This is a genomic window from Limimaricola cinnabarinus, assembly GCF_002723615.1.
Taxonomy (GTDB): domain Bacteria; phylum Pseudomonadota; class Alphaproteobacteria; order Rhodobacterales; family Rhodobacteraceae; genus Limimaricola; species Limimaricola cinnabarinus_B.
In genome coordinates, this window is the sequence record NZ_KZ304954.1 from 132725 (window position 1) to 150410 (window position 17686).

Annotated in this window: 19 protein-coding genes; 4 read left to right on the plus strand and 15 right to left on the minus strand. The window is 68.9% G+C overall.

Annotated features, from left to right (window positions below; translation table 11 throughout):
* Window positions 1–46 precede the first annotated feature (46 nt).
* Genes CJ301_RS06405 through CJ301_RS06415 form a run of 3 tightly spaced genes read left to right on the plus strand, consistent with a single transcriptional unit; the run spans window position 47 to window position 2375 of the window.
* Complete coding sequence (locus CJ301_RS06405; RefSeq protein ID WP_099275460.1) at window positions 47–1429, plus strand: S41 family peptidase; 1383 nt, start codon at window positions 47–49, stop codon at window positions 1427–1429.
* On the plus strand, window positions 1426–1908 hold the full coding sequence (locus CJ301_RS06410; protein ID WP_099275462.1) for an RNA pyrophosphohydrolase: 483 nt from the start codon (window positions 1426–1428) through the stop codon (window positions 1906–1908). The genes CJ301_RS06405 and CJ301_RS06410 overlap by 4 nt, the downstream gene beginning before the upstream one ends.
* Window positions 1909–1961: 53 nt before the next feature.
* Complete coding sequence (locus CJ301_RS06415; RefSeq protein ID WP_099275464.1) at window positions 1962–2375, plus strand: hypothetical protein; 414 nt, start codon at window positions 1962–1964, stop codon at window positions 2373–2375.
* Window positions 2376–2405: 30 nt separating this feature from the next.
* Here CJ301_RS06415 and CJ301_RS06420 read toward each other — a convergent pair whose 3' ends face one another.
* From CJ301_RS06420 to dapD, 9 genes are all read right to left on the minus strand, one after another.
* Complete coding sequence (locus CJ301_RS06420) at window positions 2406–3662, minus strand: lytic murein transglycosylase (protein WP_420215839.1); 1257 nt, start codon at window positions 3660–3662, stop codon at window positions 2406–2408.
* Between the two features lie 107 nt (window positions 3663–3769).
* The gene (locus tag CJ301_RS06425) at window positions 3770–5284 is read right to left on the minus strand and encodes an FAD-dependent oxidoreductase (protein WP_099275468.1); all 1515 of its coding nucleotides are present in this window, start codon (window positions 5282–5284) and stop codon (window positions 3770–3772) included.
* Between the two features lie 69 nt (window positions 5285–5353).
* Window positions 5354–7618, minus strand: coding sequence for a ribonuclease R (gene rnr, locus CJ301_RS06430; protein WP_099275470.1), 2265 nt, complete (start codon window positions 7616–7618; stop codon window positions 5354–5356).
* A 53-nt stretch (window positions 7619–7671) separates the two neighbouring features.
* A complete protein-coding gene (locus CJ301_RS06435; protein ID WP_099275472.1) occupies window positions 7672–8100 on the minus strand; it encodes a GNAT family N-acetyltransferase in 429 nt (142 codons plus the stop codon).
* Window positions 8097–9245, minus strand: coding sequence for a succinyl-diaminopimelate desuccinylase (gene dapE, locus CJ301_RS06440; RefSeq protein ID WP_099275474.1), 1149 nt, complete (start codon window positions 9243–9245; stop codon window positions 8097–8099). The genes CJ301_RS06435 and dapE overlap by 4 nt, the downstream gene beginning before the upstream one ends.
* 65 nt (window positions 9246–9310) lie before the next feature.
* Window positions 9311–9676, minus strand: a complete 366-nt coding sequence (locus CJ301_RS06445) for a hypothetical protein (protein ID WP_099275476.1) — start codon at window positions 9674–9676, stop codon at window positions 9311–9313.
* A 108-nt stretch (window positions 9677–9784) separates the two neighbouring features.
* Window positions 9785–10042, minus strand: coding sequence for a GlsB/YeaQ/YmgE family stress response membrane protein (locus CJ301_RS06450; protein WP_099275478.1), 258 nt, complete (start codon window positions 10040–10042; stop codon window positions 9785–9787).
* 87 nt (window positions 10043–10129) lie between these two features.
* The gene (locus CJ301_RS06455) at window positions 10130–11158 is read right to left on the minus strand and encodes a sodium:calcium antiporter (RefSeq protein ID WP_099275480.1); all 1029 of its coding nucleotides are present in this window, start codon (window positions 11156–11158) and stop codon (window positions 10130–10132) included.
* 93 nt (window positions 11159–11251) lie between these two features.
* A complete protein-coding gene (gene dapD / locus CJ301_RS06460; RefSeq protein ID WP_099275482.1) occupies window positions 11252–12085 on the minus strand; it encodes a 2,3,4,5-tetrahydropyridine-2,6-dicarboxylate N-succinyltransferase in 834 nt (277 codons plus the stop codon).
* A gap of 90 nt (window positions 12086–12175) precedes the next feature.
* On the opposite strand from dapD, the gene CJ301_RS06465 reads away from it, so the two are divergent.
* Window positions 12176–13027 carry a TIGR00730 family Rossman fold protein gene (locus tag CJ301_RS06465; RefSeq protein ID WP_099275484.1) on the plus strand — a complete coding sequence of 284 codons (852 nt, stop codon included), beginning with the start codon at window positions 12176–12178 and terminating at the stop codon, window positions 13025–13027.
* A 134-nt stretch (window positions 13028–13161) separates the two neighbouring features.
* Here the strand turns inward: CJ301_RS06465 and CJ301_RS06470 are convergent, their stop codons facing one another.
* The 6 genes from CJ301_RS06470 to serB form a co-directional block, all read right to left on the minus strand.
* The gene (locus CJ301_RS06470; protein ID WP_099275486.1) at window positions 13162–13374 is read right to left on the minus strand and encodes a DUF2945 domain-containing protein; all 213 of its coding nucleotides are present in this window, start codon (window positions 13372–13374) and stop codon (window positions 13162–13164) included.
* 55 nt (window positions 13375–13429) lie between these two features.
* A complete protein-coding gene (locus CJ301_RS06475; protein ID WP_099275488.1) occupies window positions 13430–14242 on the minus strand; it encodes a hypothetical protein in 813 nt (270 codons plus the stop codon).
* Between the two features lie 41 nt (window positions 14243–14283).
* A complete protein-coding gene (gene rlmN / locus CJ301_RS06480) occupies window positions 14284–15471 on the minus strand; it encodes a 23S rRNA (adenine(2503)-C(2))-methyltransferase RlmN (RefSeq protein ID WP_099275489.1) in 1188 nt (395 codons plus the stop codon).
* 114 nt (window positions 15472–15585) lie between these two features.
* Window positions 15586–16125 carry an invasion associated locus B family protein gene (locus tag CJ301_RS06485; protein ID WP_099275491.1) on the minus strand — a complete coding sequence of 180 codons (540 nt, stop codon included), beginning with the start codon at window positions 16123–16125 and terminating at the stop codon, window positions 15586–15588.
* Window positions 16126–16370: 245 nt separating this feature from the next.
* A complete protein-coding gene (locus CJ301_RS06490) occupies window positions 16371–16694 on the minus strand; it encodes a YciI family protein (protein ID WP_099275493.1) in 324 nt (107 codons plus the stop codon).
* A 73-nt stretch (window positions 16695–16767) separates the two neighbouring features.
* A complete protein-coding gene (gene serB, locus CJ301_RS06495) occupies window positions 16768–17640 on the minus strand; it encodes a phosphoserine phosphatase SerB (protein ID WP_099275495.1) in 873 nt (290 codons plus the stop codon).
* Between the last annotated feature and the right edge of the window lie 46 nt (window positions 17641–17686).

Here is a 17686-nt window from a genome sequence, read left to right on the forward strand (position 1 = left end):
GATGAAGGCCCGGCGCGGCGCGCCGGAAGCAGGAGAAAGGGCGCGCATGAGGAAACTGGTATTGGCGGCATTGGGCGGAACCGCCCTCGGTCTTGCCGTCACGACGCAGGTCGCGGGGCCGCTGGTGGCCCAGGAGGCCGAGCGCAACGCCAGCGTCTACGAGCAGCTCGACCTGTTCGGCGACATCTTCGAGCGGATCCGCGCCGAATATGTCGAGGAGGTCGACGAGGGCGAGCTGGTCGAGGCCGCGATCAACGGCATGCTGACCTCGCTCGATCCGCATTCGAGCTACCTGTCGCCCGAGGACGCCGCCGACATGCGCACCCAGACGCGCGGCGAGTTCGGCGGTCTCGGGATCGAGGTCACGCAGGAGGACGGCGTCGTCAAGGTCGTCTCGCCGATGGACGGCACCCCGGCCGATGCCGCGGGCATCCTCGCGGGCGACTACATCACCGCCGTCGATGGCGAGAGCGTGCTCGGCCTGACGCTCGACGACGCGGTGGACCTGATGCGCGGGCCGGTCGGCTCGGAGATCATCATCACCGTGGTGCGCGAGGGCGAGGACGAGCCCTTCGACGTCTCGATCATCCGCGACACGATCAAGCTCAACGCCGTGCGCGCCCGCACCGAGGGCGAGACCATCGTGATGCGCGTCACCACCTTCAACGACCAGACCTTCCCCGATCTGAAATCGGGGCTGGCCGAGGAGATCGAGAAGGCCGGCGGGCTCGATCAGGTCAATGGCGTGGTGCTCGACCTGCGCAACAACCCCGGCGGGCTGCTCAACCAGGCGATCTACGTCTCCGACGCCTTCCTCGAGGCGGGCGAGATCGTCTCGACCCGTGGCCGCGACGTGGTCCAGTCCGATCGCAACAATGCCACCCCCGGCGACCTGATCGACGGCAAGCCGATGGTGGTGCTGATCAATGGCGGCTCGGCCTCGGCCTCCGAGATCGTCGCGGGCGCGCTGCAGGATCACCGCCGCGCCATCGTCGTCGGCACCCAGAGCTTCGGCAAGGGCTCGGTCCAGACGGTGATGCCGCTTCGGGGCGAGGGCGCGATGCGGCTGACCACCGCGCGCTACTACACCCCCTCGGGCCGCTCGATCCAGGCGCTGGGCATCTCGCCCGACATCATCGTCGAGCAGCCGCGCCCCGAACCGGTCGACGAAAGCGCCGAGGAGGAGACGCCGCGCCTGCTGCGCTCCGAGGCCGATCTGCGCGGCAGCCTCGACAATGACAGCCTGAGCGAGGACGAGATCAAGCAGCTCGAGGAGGACCGCGAGCGGGCCGAGAAGGCCGCGGAGCTGCGCGAGCAGGATTACCAGCTCGCCTATGCGATCGACATCCTCAAGGGGCTCTCGGCGCTCGGCCCGCGCGCCTTGCCCGATCCCGAGCAACGCGCCGAGGCGGAGGACGCCCCCCAGTGAGACCCGCCTCGATCGCCGCCCTGCCGTTTCGCCCCTGCGTCGGGGTGATGCTCGTCAATGCCGAGGGGCAGGTCTTCGTCGGTCAGCGGATCGACCGCGACCGCGATGCCTGGCAGATGCCGCAGGGCGGCATCGACCCGGGCGAGAACGTGACCACCGCCGCGCTGCGCGAGCTGGGCGAGGAGACCGGCGTGACGCCCGACAAGGTGATCATGGTGGCCCAGACCGAGGAGCCGCTGCATTACGACCTGCCCGTCGACGTGGTGCCGCATATCTGGGGCGGCCGCTATCGCGGCCAGGCCCAGACATGGGTGCTGATGCGGTTCACGGGGCAGGATTCGGACATCGACATCGCCACCGACCACCCGGAGTTCAGCGCATGGAAATGGATCGACCCCGCCGAGCTGGTCTCGGCCATCGTGCCCTTCAAGCGGCGCGTCTACGAACAGGTGCTGGAGCGGCTCGGGCCTTTGGTCTGAGCCTTGCACTGAGCGCGGCGGCGGCGCAGCCCGCCGCCGCGCTGTCCTGCCTCGTGCCCGATCCCCTTCGCAGCTTTGCCGAGATCGACGCGGCACCCGAGACCTACCGCGCCTATATCGGCCGCTTTGCCTTCGACGCCTCGAAGCTGCCCCGAATGCAGGCCCCGGCCGATATCGACATGACCTCTGCGCCGATCCCGGCGGATTTCGAAGGCCACCAGCTCGGGCCGACCGGCTTCGACACGGTGATCGAGACGGCGATGATCCTGCAGCCCTCCTGCGCCGGGCCGTGGTGCGGCGCGCTCGTGCCCGGCGAGGAGGTGCTGGTCTTCGCGCGGGTCGAGGAAGGCGCGCTCATCGTCGATCTGGAGCCTTGCCCCGGCAAGGTGCAGGCCGCGCCGGATGCCGAAACCCGTGAAAAGCTGGCCGCCTGCATGCGCGGCGAGGATTGCGCCCCGGCCGAATGAAAAGGGCCACCCCGCAGGGTGGCCCATCTCTCAGCGCAGCCGCTTCAGGAGATCCTCGGAGGCGAAGCCGTCCACCGGCAGCCCGTTGGCCTGCTGGTAGCGGCGGATCGCGGCGATGGAGTTCGGGCCGATGATGCCGTCGGCGCCGCCGGTGTCGTAGCCCAGCGCGGTCAGGCGGCGCTGCAGCTCGGCCTTCTCGGCCCGCTTGAGCGCCCGGCCCGTCATCATCTTGGTCCTGAGCGGCCCCGCCCCCGCGATCCGGTCGCCCAGATGGCCCACGCCGATCGCATAGGCGTCGGCGGCGTTGTAGCGCTTGATGACGTCGAAATTGCGGAAGGTCATGAAGGCCGCGCCCTGCGCGCCCTCTGGCACGAGGATCTCGGCGGCGCCGAAATCGCCGATCTGCCCGCCTGTCGCCGCGCGCACGCCGAGCGCCTGCCATTCGGCGGCGCTCTTCTTCGTGCCGCCGGCGAGGCCGTAATTGAAGCCCGCGGGCAGCACCACCTCCACGCCCCAGGGCTGGTTCTGCCGCCAGCCGAAATTCGACAGGTATTTCGCGGTCGAGGCGAGGCCGTCGGTCGGATCGTCCGACCAGATGTCGCGCCGACCGTCGCCGCGGAAATCGGCGGCATAGGCCTCGTAGCTCGTGGGAATGAACTGGGTATGGCCCATCGCCCCGGCCCAGCTTCCGGTCATCTCGGAGGGCGCCACGTCGCCGTTTTGCAGGATCTTCAGCGCCGAGGTGAGCTGCTGTTCGAAGAAGCGGCCGCGGCGGCCCTCATAGGCCAGCGTGGCGAGCGCCGAGACGACGGGGATCTCGCCCCTGCGCTTGCCGAAATTGCTCTCCATGCCCCAGACGGCGAGCACCGTCTCGCGGTCCACGCCGTAGCGCGCCTCGATCTCCGACAGCAGGGTCGAATATTGCGACAGCATGGCGCGGCCCGTCTCGACGCGGGTGTCGGAGGCGGCGGTGGAAAGATATTCGCCCAGCGTCTTGGTGAACTCGGCCTGGTTGCGGTCCTTTTCGATCACGCCGGGGATGTAGCCCGCATCGGCGAAGGCGCGCTCGAAGGTCGCGCCGGAGACGCCCGCCGACAACGCGCGGGAGCGGTAGCCGCCGACCCAGTTGGAAAAGCCTGCATTGGGTCGGGGTCGCATCGAATCGTCCATCTGTTCCGCGCGCGCCGGTGGCCGGAGCGAAGTGTCGAGCGGGCCCGAGACCGCCCCGCAGGACGCCAGAGCCGCAAGTGCGAAGCCCAGAAGGCCCGCTCGTCCGAGAGTCGTCAAGTTCCGCACGCTTTGCTCCCCTTGCAATTGTGGCAGCTCTACCGCGATCCGAAGCGGAGCGGCAGCGGGGGAGGCCGGGGTGCAGCAAAGATCCGCCGAGCCGCGCCTCATGCGGGAAGCGGCCCGCCCGCGCGGATCATCTCGGCATGGGCGCGGGCGATCTCGGCGTCGCGGCCCGCGCCCAAAAGCGCCATGACGCGGCCATCCTTGACGTAGCGGGCGACGAAATCGCCCGTGGCTTCGCCATCCATGCGGATCTCGTCCCAGCCCTCGGCATGGCCGAGATAGCGGTATTGCCGCCCCAGCGCGGTCCAGAAGAAGGGCACGTCGATCTCGCCCTCGGGCTTGCCCAGCATCGCCCGCGCCGCGCGTGCGCCATGCTGGCGCGCGACGCGCCAATGCTCGATCCGAACGGGGCCCCATGGCGTCGGCACACGCGCCACGTCGCCCGCCGCCCAGACGTCCTCCAGCCCCTCGACCGCGAGGTCGGGGCCGGTGCGCAGCCCGCCATCCTGCTGAGGCGAAAGCCCCGCGATGTCGGTGGCCGGGCGCACGCCGATGGCGAGCAGCGCGAGGTCGGCATCGAGCGTCTCGCCGTTCTCCAGCCGCACCGCGGAGACCTGCCCCTCGCCCTCGAAGCCCGCGACCTTCGCGCCGGTGACGAAGCGGACGCCCTTGGCCTCGTGCTCGGCCCGGATCGCGCGGCCGATCTCTTCGCCGACCACCTTGGCGAGCGGCACCTCCTCGCGCAGCGCGACGGTCACGTCGAGCCCGCGCTTGGCGAGGCTCAGCGCCGCTTCGAGCCCGATGAAGCCGCCGCCGATGAGGACGGCGCGGCTTGCCTTGCCCGCCGCCTTGGCGAGCAGCTCGCCCTGCTGGCGCGAGCGCAGGTGATGGAGACCGCCGAGATCCGCGCCGGGCAGGTCGAGCAGGTTGGCGGTGCCGCCGGTGGCGATCAGCAGTGAATCGTAGCCCTGCGTCGCGCCGGTGTCGGTGCGGATCTCGCGGGCGGCGGCGTCGATTTCGGCCACATGCCCCTCGACAAGGTCGATGTCGCGCTCGGCCAGCGCCTGCGGAGAGGTGATGGTGAGGTGGCGCGGCAGATCGCCCGTGGCCAGCACCCCCTTGCTCAGAAGCGTCCGGTCATAGGGCGACTGGCCTTCGGGCGAGATCATCGTGATCGCCCCCTCGAACCCTTCCTCGCGCAGCGTCAGCGCGCAGGCATCGGCGGCGGCACCCGTCCCTGCGATCACCACGCGGCGGCTCTTGTCGCCCGCGCGGACATGCGGCGGGGCGGGGTGCGGCTCGGCGTTCTCGGGCAGCTCGACGAGCACATGGCCGTCGCGGTGTTCGACTTCGTAGCGGCGCAGGTCGCCATGGCCCGGCGGCTGGGTCTGCCTGCCGGATGAGACGTCGAAACAGGCATGGTGGAAGGCGCAGATCAGCCGGTCGCCGTCGAGATGGCCCTTGGAAAGCGGCAGGCCGAAATGCGGGCAGGCATGGGCGAGGGCGGTGACCTCGTTCCCGCGCCGGATCACGAGGATCGCGGTGTCGCCGGCCATGACCTTGAGCGGGCGGTTCTCTTCGAGATCCGCAAGTGCGCCGATGTCGTGCTGTGCCATTGCTTGCCCCTTCGCCGGTTGCCCATTGGGCGAACCGGCGAGGGGAGGGGGAGTTCCACGCGGGGCGGATCAGCGGCGGCGCGTGACCTTGCGCTTTTCCTTCTTGGCCTTCGCCGCCGCCTTCTTCTTGGCGACGCCGGCCTTGCGGCGCGGCGGCTTGCCGGGGCGGCGCGAGGGGCCGCGTTCGAGCCCCGCGCCCTCGATCTCCACCAGCTCGGCGATCAGCCCGCCCGAGATCGGCGCCGCCTCGACCAGACGCGCCACGACGCGCTGGCCCAGCGCGACCACCCGGCCGCTATCCGAGCCCATGAGCGTCTGGTCCTCGGCGTCGTAATGGAAGAACTCCGCCCCCAGCGAGCGGATCGGCACCAGCGCGTCGGCGCCGGTCTCGTCGAGCTTCACGAAGACGCCGAAGCGGGCGATGCCACTGATCCGGCCCGAAAGCTCCGCGCCGATCCGGTCGGACATGAAGGCCGCGAGGTAGCGGTCGGTGGTGTCGCGCTCGGCCAGCATCGAGCGGCGCTCGGTGTCGGAGATGTGCTTGGCGGTCTCGTCGAGGCGTTCGAGGTCGTGGTCGCTCAGCCCGTCCTTGCCCCAACCATGCGCCGAGATCAGGCCGCGATGCACGATCAGGTCGGAGTAGCGCCGGATCGGCGAGGTGAAATGCGCGTAGTCCCTGAGCGCGAGGCCGAAATGGCCGAAATTCTCGGCGTTGTAATAGGCCTGCGTCATCGAGCGCAGCGTGGCGAGATTTATCAGCTCGTCCTGTTCGGTGCCCTCGGCCTGCGCCAGAAGCCGGTTGAGATGCGCGGTCTTGAGCACCTGCCCCTTGGCCAATGTGAGCCCCGATCCCTTCACCACCTCGCGCAGCGCGTCGAGCTTGTCGGGGTTGGGCTCCTCGTGGACGCGGAACAGGAGCGGCTGGCGCTTGGCGATCAGCGTCTCGGCGGCGCAGACATTGGCCAGCACCATGAATTCCTCGATCAGCCGATGCGCGTCGAGCCGCTCCTTGAAGGAGATCGAGGCGACCTGTCCCATCTCGTTCAGCTCGATCCGCCGCTCGGGCAGGTCGAGCTCCAAGGGTTGGCGCCGCTCGCGCGCCTTCTTCAAAGCGGCGTAAGCGGCCCAGAGCGGGCGCAGCACCGGATCGAGCATGGTGGCGGCGCGGTCGGTCGGATTGCCGTCGATCGCGCTTTGCGCCTCCTCGTAGGACATCGAAGCCGCCGAGCGCATCAGCGCGCGTTCGAAGCGATGGCCGATCTTCTCGCCTTCGGCGTCGATGCGGATGCGCGCGACGATCACCGCGCGCGGCACGCCCTCGTGCAGGGAGCACAGGTCGCCCGAGAGCCGGTCGGGCAGCATCGGCACGACGCGGTCGGGGAAATAGGAGGAATTGCCGCGCTTGCGCGCCTCGCGGTCCAGCTCGGAGCCGGGGGTGACGTAATGGGCCACGTCGGCGATGGCGACCCAGAGGATGTGTCCGCCCTCATTGTCGGGCGCGTCGTCCGGCTGGGCGAGGACGGCGTCGTCATGGTCGCGCGCATCCGACGGGTCGATGGTGATCAACGGCAGCTCGCGCAGGTCGGTGCGGCCCTTGAGGCCCGCGGGCTTCATGGCGTCGGCCTCGGCGAGGACCTGATCGGGGAAATGATCGGGAATGCCGTGCTGGTGGATCGCGATGAGCGAGACGGCGCGCGGCGCGGTCGGATCGCCCAGCCGCGACATGATCCGCGCCTTGGGGAGGCCCATCCTGCCCTTGGGGCCCGCCTGCTCGGCCTCTACCAGCTCGCCATCCCTGGCGCCGTGCTCGGCCCCTTCGGGGACGATCCACTGCTTGTCCACGCCCTTGTCGACCGGCACGATGCGGCCGCCCTCCGAGCCCTTCTTGAAGACGCCGAGGATGCGCAGCGGGTTGGTGCCGATCTTGCGGATGAGGCGGGCGGTGTAGTCCTGATCCTCGCCCGGCGTGGCGGTCAGCTTGGCGAGGATGCGGTCGCCCGCGCCGAGGCTCGCATCGCTCTCGCGCGGCAGGATCAGCACGCGCGGCTCCTCGCCCTCGCCGTGCCATTCGAGCGGGCGCGCCCAGAGATCGCCATCGGCGTCGGGCGGCAGCACCGAGAGGACCGAGACGGGGGGCAGGCGGTCCGGGTCGCGGTAGGACTTGCGCTTCTTCTGGAGGTGCCCCTCCTCCTCGAGTTCGCGCAGCATGCGCTTGAGGTCGATCCGCGCGGCGCCCTTGATGCCGAAGGCACGGGCGATGTCGCGTTTCGCGGTCTGGGTCGGGTTGTCGGAGATCCATTGCAGGATCTCCTCGCGGGAGGGCAATCTGTTCATGCGCAGCAGGTAGCACGCGCATGGGGGGTCGTCACGCGATCCCGGATGACGCCCTAGCGATCGAGCCGCTTTTCCATGTCGCGATGCGGGATGCCCGCGTCGTCATATTCGGGGCCATAGGCGCTGTAGCCGAGCTTTTCATAGAAGGGCAGGGCATGGGTCTGGGCCGAGAGATAGAGCCGGGTGATGCCCGGGCGCGAGCGCAGCGCCTCCTCGGCCTGCCGCATGATCGCGGCACCGAGGCCCGTGCCGCGATGCGTCCGCAGCACCGCGACGCGGCCGATCTTGCCGGTCTCGCCACGTACGAGCAGCCGCGCGGTGCCCACGGGCGCGCCGTCGCAGGTGGCGATGAGGTGGATCGCTTCGGCGTCGAGCCCGTCCATCTCGTCTTCTTCGGAGACGTTCTGCTCCTCGATGAAGACGGTGCGGCGCAGCGCGTGGCAATGGGTAAGGTCGGTGGTCTCGGAAATCTCGTGTTTCACGTGAAGTAGCTTTCGAGAATGCGGGTATAGACGGATTTCAGCCGATGGATCTGCTCGATCTCTACCCGCTCGTCGACCTGGTGCATGGTCTGGCCGACAAGGCCGAACTCGACCACCGGGCAGTGATTTTTCACGAAGCGCGCATCCGAGGTGCCGCCCGTGGTCGAGAGCACGGGCTTGAGCCCCGTCTCGGCCTCGACCGCCCGCGATACCATCGCCGACAACTCGCCCGGCGGCGTCACGAAGGCCTCGCCCGAGACCTTCATGTCGATGCCGATCTCGACCTCGAACTCCTCGGCGACCCAGCGCGCCTCGGCCCAGAGCCATTCCTTCAGGCTTTCGGCCGAATGCAGGTCGTTGAAGCGGATGTTGAGCGTGGCGCGGGTCTGGCGCGGGATCACGTTGGTCGCCGGGTTGCCGGTGTCCATGCTGACCACGGCCAGGGTCGAGGCGTCGAAATGATCGGTGCCCTGGTCGAGCGCATGGGTCGAGAGCCGGTCCACCAGCCGCGCCATGGCCGGGATCGGGTTGTTGGCGCGGTGCGGATAGGCGGCGTGGCCCTGCACGCCGGTCACCGTGACGAAGGCGTTGAGCGAGCCGCGCCGGCCGATCTTGATCATCTCGCCGAAGGTTTCGGGGCAGGTCGGCTCGCCGACGAGGCACATCCGCATCCGCTCGCCCGTCTCGTCCATCCAGTCGAGCAGCGCCGCCGTGCCGTCGATGCCGGGGCCTTCCTCGTCGCCGGTGATGGTCAGGATCACCGCGCCCTCGGGCGGGGTGGCCTGCACGAAATCGATGGCGGCGGCGACGAAGGCCGCGACGCCCGATTTCATGTCGCAGGCGCCGCGCCCGTAGAGCTGGCCGTCCTTTTCCTCGGCGCCGAAGGGATCGACCGACCAGTCGTCGCGGTTGCCCACCGGCACCACGTCGGTATGGCCGTTGAAGCCGAAGCTCTTCTCCGCGTCCTTCTCGCCCCAGCGGGCAAAGAGGTTCGACACGCCGCCGCGATCGACGCGGGTGCAGTCGAAACCGGCCCGCTCCAGCATCTCCTGCAGCAGCACCAGCGCGCCGCCCTCCTCCGGCGTGACCGAGGCGCAGCGGATCAGCCGCGCGGTCAGCTCTGCGGGGTCTGTGGTCTGTGGCATCCGCTCACTCCTTGGGGGCAGGGCAAGGCGTAGCGCGGGGGCGGGGCGGTTTCAATCGACCGCGTTCAATGAACCGTGTCGCCGCCGCCCTTGGCGTCTTCGAAGAAGGGCGTCATCTGCGCCACGATGACCGAGTTTTCCTCGAGCGCGCGGCCCATGAGCGCGCGCTCCTCCTCGTCGATGTCGTGGCCTTCGGCGAGGCGCTCGTCGAGCGTGCCGTAGCCGGTGACGTCGAGCGGCGCGAGATCGGCCTGCTTGAGAATGGCGACGGTCTCGCGCACCGCCTCGGCCTCGTCCACGCCAGAGGCGTAGCACATCAGCGCGGCGCCGGTGGCGCCCTTTGGCAGCCCGTCGCCCGATCTGCGCCCGACCTCGACCAGCAGCGTGTAGACCTGCTGCACCCGCTTGGGCTTGTCCTGCTTATCGGCCATGCGCCTCTCCCTCATCCGGTCCGCCCGCAGGTGGCACCCCGGACCCGGATGCGCAAGACCCCGCGCCATCCGGGGCGCGGGGTCCTTGGCTCCGATCTCGCGGCGCGGTCAGCCGCGCTTGCCGCGCACCATCCGGGCGAGGAAGATCAGGATGCACGCGCCGATGAAGCCCGCGATGAGCGACCCCCAGAAGCCGACGAGGCCCTCGCCCATGACCAGGGCCAGCAGCCAGTTGAACAGCAGCGCGCCGAGGATGCCGATGATGATGTTCATCAACAGCCCCATATCCGCCTTCATCACCTTCTCGGCCAGCCATCCGGCGATCGCGCCGATGATGATGGTCATGAACCAACCCACACCCGTCATGTCGTCACTCCGTACCTGTCGCCCGGTCCATCCGGGCTGTCGAAGCGGCAACGAACCGCTCACGAAATCGTTCCCACCCCCCGGGGCTCAGCCCAGCACCTCGATCGTCGCCGCGATGGCATAGACCGCCAGCATGGCGACGCTCTCGAAACCGATCCGCGCCGGGCCCTGGCGCTGCCGCGCGATCAGCCCGGCCAGCAGGATGCCGGTCATCAGGAGCCCGGTGCCGAGCCAGTAGAGATCGGTCGTGCCGACCGCGTGGTAGAGCGAGCCCTCGCGCAGGCTCACATCCGAGGCGACGAGGAACAGCGTGTCGAAGGTGTTGCCGCCGATGATGCCGCCCACGGCGAGCTGCAGCGCGCCGCGCCGCACCGCGACGATGGTGGTGACGAATTCGGGCAGCGAGGTCACCACGGCGGTGATCAGCGAACCGACGAGGCTGGAACGCAGGCCGAAGCGTTCGATGAAGGTGCCGCCGACCTGGCTGATGACCCATCCGCCGAGCCCCATCACCGCGACCAGCCCCGCGAAGCGCAGCGCCGGGCCCATGGCGGAGCGGCTCGCCTCGTCCTCGTCCTCGGGTTCGTCGGTGCGGGTTTCGGAGGTCATCACCGGGCGCCACATCGGCTCTTCGGAGACGCGGGCCGAGACGCGCAGCCCGTAGAGATAGGTGAGAAACAGCGCCACCGAGACGGGATGCACGCCGAAATAGGCGATCTCGGGCCCGGCGATGGCGGAAAGCGGCAGGCTGAGCAGGATGATCAGCATCACCGCCTGGAACAGGTTGGCGGGCTCGGCGGCGGCGTGTTCGAGATTGGCGCGGCGATAGATCAGGTCGGCGATGGCGAGAAACAGCGTCTGCGCCGCGATCCCGCCCACCGCGTTGGAAAAGGCGAAGGAGGCGTTGCCGTCGAGCGCCGCGTTGACCGAGACGACCACGCCCGCGAGCGAGGTCGCGCCGCCCAGGATGATGCCGCCCGCCATCGCCTCGCCCATGCGGGTCCGGTCGGCGATGATGTCGGCCAGCGCCGTGGCGCGGATCGAGGAGATGATGACGGCCGCGCCCGCGAGGGCAAAGACGAGGAGGAGAAGCGGGAGGGGCAGGTTCGCGATCATGGCGTCCCAAGCCCTCCGGCGGGGCGGGGGTTCCGCCGCCGACGCGAAAGGGGGCGCCGAAGCGCCCCCTGCCCGTGTCGCATCTGCCGCGGCTCAGTCGCGCAGCAGCTCGTTGATCCCGGTCTTGGAGCGGGTCTGGGCGTCGACCTTCTTGACGATCACCGCGCAGTAGAGGTTCACCCCGCCCTTCGAGGGCAGCGAGCCCGAGACCACGACCGAGTAGGGCGGGATCTCGCCATAGGAGACCTCGCCGGTCTCGCGATCGAAGATCTTGGTGGACTTGCCGATATAGACGCCCATGCCGAGCACCGAGCCCTCGCGCACGATGCAGCCCTCGACCACCTCGGAGCGCGCGCCGATGAAGCAGTTGTCCTCGATGATGGTCGGGTCGGCCTGCAAGGGCTCCAGCACGCCGCCGATGCCGACGCCGCCCGAGAGGTGCACGTTTCGGCCGATCTGGGCGCAGGAGCCGACCGTGGCCCAGGTGTCGACCATGGTGCCCTGATCGACATAGGCGCCGAGATTGACGAAGGAGGGCATCAGCACCACGCCCGGCGCGATATAGGCCGATTTGCGCACCACGGCGTTCGGGACGGCGCGAAAGCCCGCGTCGCGCCAGCGGTTCTCGCCCCAGCCGGCGAACTTGCTGTCGACCTTGTCCCACCAGCCGCCGCCCTGCGGGCCGCCGGGCTGCATTTCCATGTCCTTGATGCGAAAGCCCAGCAGAACGGCCTTCTTGGCCCACTGGTTCACGTGCCAGTCGTCCCCGCGCTTTTCGGCGACGCGCAGCGCGCCCGAATCGAGCGCGTTCAGCGTGTCCTCGATCGCCTCGCGGGTCTCGCCGCCGGTCGCGGGGGTGATCGTGTCGCGCGCCTCCCAGGCGGCCTCGATCGCGGTTTCGAGCTGGGCGGTGTCGGTATCGGCCATGGGTCGGGCTCCGGTTTGTGATGCGGCTCGGGGGCGGCTATAGACCGGATGCGGCAATCGGCGCAACGCGCCCCAGGGTAAGGGACAGGCATGACCAAGGACAGACGACACCTGATGCGCGACAGCCAGGAGGACCAGCGCACGGCCGGGCAGGTGCCCCAGACGCCGCAGACCATGTCACCCTCCTATCGGCTGGCCTTCACCGACGAGGAATTCCTGCTGCGCGACGAGCTGCGCCCGGTGCGCTGGCAGCTGGAGCTGATGAAGCCCGAGCTCCTGATGAACGAGGCGGGGGTGAACTCGACCGTGGTGCTGTTCGGCGGCGCGCGCATCCCCGAGCCGGCGCAAAAGCATGCGGCGCGCACGCAGACGCTGGCCGACCTCTCGGCCTTCTACGAGGAGGCGCGCGCCTTCGCGCGGCGCGTCACCGAATGGTCGCTGAGCGAGGGTGGCACCGAGAACGTCATCGTCACGGGCGGCGGCCCCGGCGTGATGGAGGCGGGCAACCGCGGCGCCGAGGAGGCGGGCGGCCGCTCGGTGGGCCTCAACATCGTGCTGCCGCACGAGCAGGCGCCCAACGCCTATGTGACGCCGGAGCTCGCGTTCAACTTCCACTACTTCGCGATCCGCAAGATGCATTTCCTGATGCGCGCCAAGGCGGTCTGCGTGTTTCCCGGCGGCTTCGGCACGCTCGACGAGCTGTTCGAGACGCTGACGCTGATCCAGACGGGCCGGATGAAGCGCGTGCCCTTCCTGCTCTTCGGGCGCGCCTTCTGGGAGAAGATCGTGAACTGGGAGGCGCTGGCCGAGGCGGGCACCATCGCCGACGAGGATCTTCAGCTCTTCAAGTTCGTGGAGACCGCCGACGAGGCCTTCGAAGCGATGCGCAGCTGGACCCATGCGGGCGAGCGGCGCGAGCATATTCCCGGCCGCAGGGAATGAGCCCCGGCGTCGGGATTTGCGTATTTGAAGAAAGATGAAAGGGAAGGGGCGCGCATGGCATCGGGCCGGGCGCGCCCCTTTGGTTCATCTTTCCATAAATACGCATGGCCCACCGCTGGCCATGGCCGCGCCGTTTAGGCCTTGGAGAGTTCCGAGCCGCTCTTGAGCACCTCGTCGCCATCCTCCTGCTCGATCAGATAGGCGGGCTCCTCCTCGCTGGCGTTGCGGGTGATCTCGGAGCCCTTGATCTTGCGGGTGATCTTCTGGGTGTAGACCTTGGTGACCTTGCCGGTCCCGGTGCCATTGGCCCAGTTCCACGACACCTTGTCGCCTGTCGAATAGCTCATGGCCGTGCGCCCCCTCTGGATGCACGGCCAACCCTTCGGCGCGGCCGGAGGTTCCTCAGGCGGTCGCGCGGGGCACCGGGCGCGCGGCGGGGCGGCCGGGCTGGGCGGCGCGGGCCTGCGTCGCCGATTGCGCCAGCATGCGCAGCTCGGCCTGGTTGCGCCCGATCCGCATGCGCAGCGCCTCGGGCAGCTCCTCGGCGGTCTTGCCCTGGGCCTGCGCCGCAAGCTCGCGGGTCTGCGCCATCAGCGCCGTCGCCCGCATCTCGCGATTCGCCTTCGACTGAGCAGGCACGAGGAACATCGGCGTCAGCGTCTTCAGCTCGGGCTTTTCGGCCATCAGCGCCTCGTGGCCCGCCCGGTCCACGATCTCGGTGATCTCGTGATGAAAGCCGACCTGACCGGGCACGAGGACATAGGCCTGCAGGTTGCGGCTGGCATTGCGCAGGCGCAGCACCGAATGCTCGACATGCATCTTCAGCGTGAAGGAGGCGACCGGCTTCAGCGGATCGAATGCCTTGGGCAGCACCTTTTGCGGCAGCCCCAGAAGCCGCGCCATCGCCTTGAGCACGTCGATCGAGGATTTCACGCCCAGCGCTTTGAGAAAGCGCTCGCCCGAGGTCTTCGAGGCGCTCTCGTTCTTTTCGAGCTGCGCACCTTTCGGCACGTAAAAGGAGATGCCGTTGGCGAGCGGGATGGCGCCGGCCTTGGTCACCGGGCCGGTGGGCTGGCCCTCCTGCGCGCGGCCGTCCCAGGCATAGACATCGCGCCACACCGCGCGCGCGACGATCGGATCGCCGAGGATCGCCTCGCGCAGATCCCCCTCCACCGCCGTCACGTCGAACTCGATCCCGTTGAGCTTGATCTTCACCGCTCTCTCCCCCTCGGTGGCGCCGGTTTGTCCCGCGCGCCTTATCCCTGAACTTCGGCCGCGATCTGCGCGCGGCTCTTGCGCTGGCGCTCGGTCGCGGATTTCAGCTGGCCGCAGGCGGCCATGATGTCCTCGCCGCGCGGCGTGCGGATCGGGCTGGCATAGCCCGCCTTGTAGATGATGTCGGCGAAGGCCCGGATCCGGTTGTTCGAGGACCGCTCATAGGGCGAGCCGGGCCATTCGTTGAAGGGGATCAGGTTGATCTTCGCCGGGATGCCCTCGATCAGCTTGACCAGGCGGCGCGCATCCTCGTCGCTGTCGTTCACGTCCTTCAGCATCACGTATTCGAAGGTGATCCGCTCGGAGTTCGACAGCCGCGGATAGGCTTTCAGCGCCTCCAGAAGCTTTTCGATGTTCCACTTCTTGTTGATCGGCACCAGCTTGTCGCGCACCTCGTCGGTGGTGGCATGGAAGCTCACCGCGAGCATGCAGCCGATCTCTTCCGCCGTGCGCGCGATCTCGGGCACGACGCCTGAGGTCGAAAGCGTGATCCGGCGGCGCGACAGGGCGATGCCCTCGCCATCCATGGCGATCTGCATCGCGTCGCGCACGCCCTCGAAATTGTAGAGCGGCTCGCCCATGCCCATCAGCACGATGTTCGACAGGAGCCTGCGCTCTTCCTTGGGCACGCCCGGGCGCGGCCATTCGGCGAGGTCGTCGCGCACGATCATCACCTGGCCGATGATCTCGCCCGGCGTCAGGTTGCGCACCAGCTTCTGGGTGCCGGTGTGGCAAAAGGAGCAGGTCAGCGTGCAGCCGACCTGGGAGGAGATGCACAGCGTGCCGCGCTCATCCTCGGGGATGTAGACCGTCTCGACCTCGTGGCCGCCCGCGATGCGGACGAGATACTTGCGCGTGCCGTCGGTCGAGACCTGTTTGGAGACGATCTCGGGCAGCTCGATCACGAAATTCGCGGCCAGAAGCTCGCGATAGGGCTTGGCGAGGTTGGTCATCTCGTCGAAGCTGCGCACGCCCCAGTGGTAGATCCACTGCCAGAGCTGGTTCACCCGCATCTTGACCTGCTTTTCCGGCGTGCCGGCGGCGAGCAGCGCCTCGCGCAGCGCCGGCCGCGTCAGCCCGACGAGGTTGGGCAGGCCCTCGCGCGCCTTGCGCGGGATGGTCATCATGTCCTGGGTGATCGGTGCGGTCGGGGTGGCGGGGGCGGTCATCGGAAATACCTCGGGGCCGGGGGTGCCCGGCTCATATGGGAAAGCGGGCCCGGTCATCAAGGAAAACCGGCCCCGCTTTCGGTGCAACGTGCCGCGCCCGGCGGGCGCGTATCTTCAGCTGGCGCAGCGCTTGGAGGCCTCTTCCACCGCCGCGGTGAAGCCCAGAAGCGAGAAGGTGTCCTGGGTCTTGGTGCCGCGGCCCGACATGCCGGTCACGACCGCCTCGGCGCCGCGCTTCATCGCGGCGACGATCTCGGCGTCGTCCTGCGGCGTCGCGGGCCAGGCCCAGTCGCCCTCGGTGAAGAGCTGGTAGTCATTGCCGCCGACCTCGAGCGTCACGGTCGAGCCGGAGGCGAAGGGATAGCCGCCGGTGAAGGTCACCTGGCCGTTCACGCCCTGGGCGGGGCGGTAGAACACGAAGAGCAGCGTCTCGCCGCGGTTCACCGTGACCGGCTGGCCGCCCTTGGTGTTGAGCTGGCTCTTGGGGGCCGAGACGCCGAAGCATTCGACCGGGTCGGTTTCCTGAAACACGCTCCAGTCGGTTTCCGCGGCGACGCGGTTCGACGCCTCCTGCGCGGCGGCGCTCGTGGCGGCGGCGGCGATCACCGCGCCTGCCGACAGGGACCCGATCGCGCGGAATAGTCGTGACATCATGTAGCAGCCTCCAGCTGTCTGGCCTCTTTGGATGCCCCCGGCGCCTTTTCGACTGGAAGGGGCGGGTTCAACTCGATGAACAGAGGCTTATCAAGATTCCCGCCCCGTGGGAAAGCCCCGCCCGGTCACATGTCTGCGCGGATATCCGCGCAGAAAGAGGGCACGGCGCCCCGAAAGGGGAACCGTGCTCCATCCGCCACGCAGGCCCCGAGGGGCGCGGCCCGCCCCGATCGGGGCGGGGGCGGTCACATCTCGATGGCTTCGCAGACCTCGACGCGGCCGCCATCCTCGACCATCGGGCAGCCCTTGGCCATCTCGATCGCAGCGTCGATGTCGGGCGCGGTGACGATGGTGTAGCCATAGGCCGGGTCGGCGCCGCCATCCCCGGTCACGCCGTCCCGGCTCACGGTGTGGGATTTGCCCGCCGGCGCGCCCTCGTCGGCGATATTGTCGCGGATGCCGTCCATCCAGCCCTGCCAGCGCGCCATCGCCTCCCGGCCCGCCTCCTCGCCTTCGGGCATGGTCATGCCATTGCCGTGATAGATATACATGAAACGCTTGTCGGCCATGTCGGTCTCCCCCGGATGACGGGGCGATGCTGCCCCTGCGTCAGTCTCGGTCAGATGGCCGATTCGAGCAAGATCAAATAGTGAACATTTCCTTGCGGTAGCCCTGGATGTAGAGCAGCGCCGTCAGGTCGCCGTGGTTCACGCGGACCTCGCATTGCTCGGCCACCACGGGCTTGGCGTGCAGCGCCACGCCCGTCCCCGCGAGCCCCAGCATGCCCAGATCATTGGCGCCGTCGCCCACGGCGATGACGTCGTCGGGCGTGAGGCCGAGCCGGGCGGTGATTTCGTGCAGCGCCTGCACCTTGGCCTCGCGCCCCAGAATCGGGCGCGCCACGTCGCCGGTGAGCCTGCCGCCCGAGGCCAGCAGCGTGTTGGCGCGGTGCTCGTCGAAGCCCAGCGCTTCGGCCACCTTTTCGGTAAAGGCGGTGAAGCCGCCCGAGACCAGCGCCGCGTGGCCGCCATTGGCCTTCATCGTCGCGATCAGTTCGCGCCCGCCGGACATGTGGGTGATCCGGCTTTCCAGAACGCGGGCGATCACCGTCTCGTCGAGATCCTCCAGGAGCCCGACCCGCTCGATCAGCGCGCCTTCGAAATCGAGCTCGCCATTCATCGCCCGCTTGGTGATCTCGGCCACGCGCTCGCCCACACCCGCCTCGGCGGCCAGCTCGTCGATGCATTCCTGCTCGATCATGGTGCTGTCCATGTCGGCGAGCAGCATCTTCTTGCGCCGGGTTTCGGTCTTCTGGATCACCAGATCGACGCCGCTCTTCTGCAGCTCGGCCCAGACATCCCAGCGGTTGGAGGGCACCTCGGGCATGCCGAACTCCACCGCCTCGCCGGGGGCGAGCCAGTCGAGCGGCGCGCCGCCCCATGCGCTGCGGAGATTCTCGGCAAGCTGCGGATCGAGCCGGGTGCCGGGGGCGGAGAGGAGAAGCGCGGTGAACATGGGCGAAAGTTTCCGATAGTGGCGCGGGAATGCCCGCTTGCGACAT

Bases quoted from the DNA above. Each gene is read 5' to 3' on its own strand.
- CJ301_RS06425 (WP_099275468.1), bottom strand. From the start codon at position 5,284: ATGGCACAGCACGACATCGGCGCACTTGCGGATCTCGAAGAGAACCGC.
- CJ301_RS06450 (WP_099275478.1), bottom strand. From the start codon at position 10,042: ATGACGGGTGTGGGTTGGTTCATGACCATCATCATCGGCGCGATCGCC.
- CJ301_RS06445 (WP_099275476.1), bottom strand. From the start codon at position 9,676: ATGGCCGATAAGCAGGACAAGCCCAAGCGGGTGCAGCAGGTCTACACG.
- rnr (WP_099275470.1), bottom strand. From the start codon at position 7,618: ATGAACAGATTGCCCTCCCGCGAGGAGATCCTGCAATGGATCTCCGAC.
- CJ301_RS06470 (WP_099275486.1), bottom strand. From the start codon at position 13,374: ATGAGCTATTCGACAGGCGACAAGGTGTCGTGGAACTGGGCCAATGGC.
- rlmN (WP_099275489.1), bottom strand. From the start codon at position 15,471: ATGACCGCCCCCGCCACCCCGACCGCACCGATCACCCAGGACATGATG.
- dapE (WP_099275474.1), bottom strand. From the start codon at position 9,245: ATGCCACAGACCACAGACCCCGCAGAGCTGACCGCGCGGCTGATCCGC.
- CJ301_RS06465 (WP_099275484.1), top strand. From the start codon at position 12,176: ATGACCAAGGACAGACGACACCTGATGCGCGACAGCCAGGAGGACCAG.
- CJ301_RS06485 (WP_099275491.1), bottom strand. From the start codon at position 16,125: ATGATGTCACGACTATTCCGCGCGATCGGGTCCCTGTCGGCAGGCGCG.
- CJ301_RS06455 (WP_099275480.1), bottom strand. From the start codon at position 11,158: ATGATCGCGAACCTGCCCCTCCCGCTTCTCCTCCTCGTCTTTGCCCTC.
- CJ301_RS06405 (WP_099275460.1), top strand. From the start codon at position 47: ATGAGGAAACTGGTATTGGCGGCATTGGGCGGAACCGCCCTCGGTCTT.
- CJ301_RS06490 (WP_099275493.1), bottom strand. From the start codon at position 16,694: ATGGCCGACAAGCGTTTCATGTATATCTATCACGGCAATGGCATGACC.
- dapD (WP_099275482.1), bottom strand. From the start codon at position 12,085: ATGGCCGATACCGACACCGCCCAGCTCGAAACCGCGATCGAGGCCGCC.
- serB (WP_099275495.1), bottom strand. From the start codon at position 17,640: ATGTTCACCGCGCTTCTCCTCTCCGCCCCCGGCACCCGGCTCGATCCG.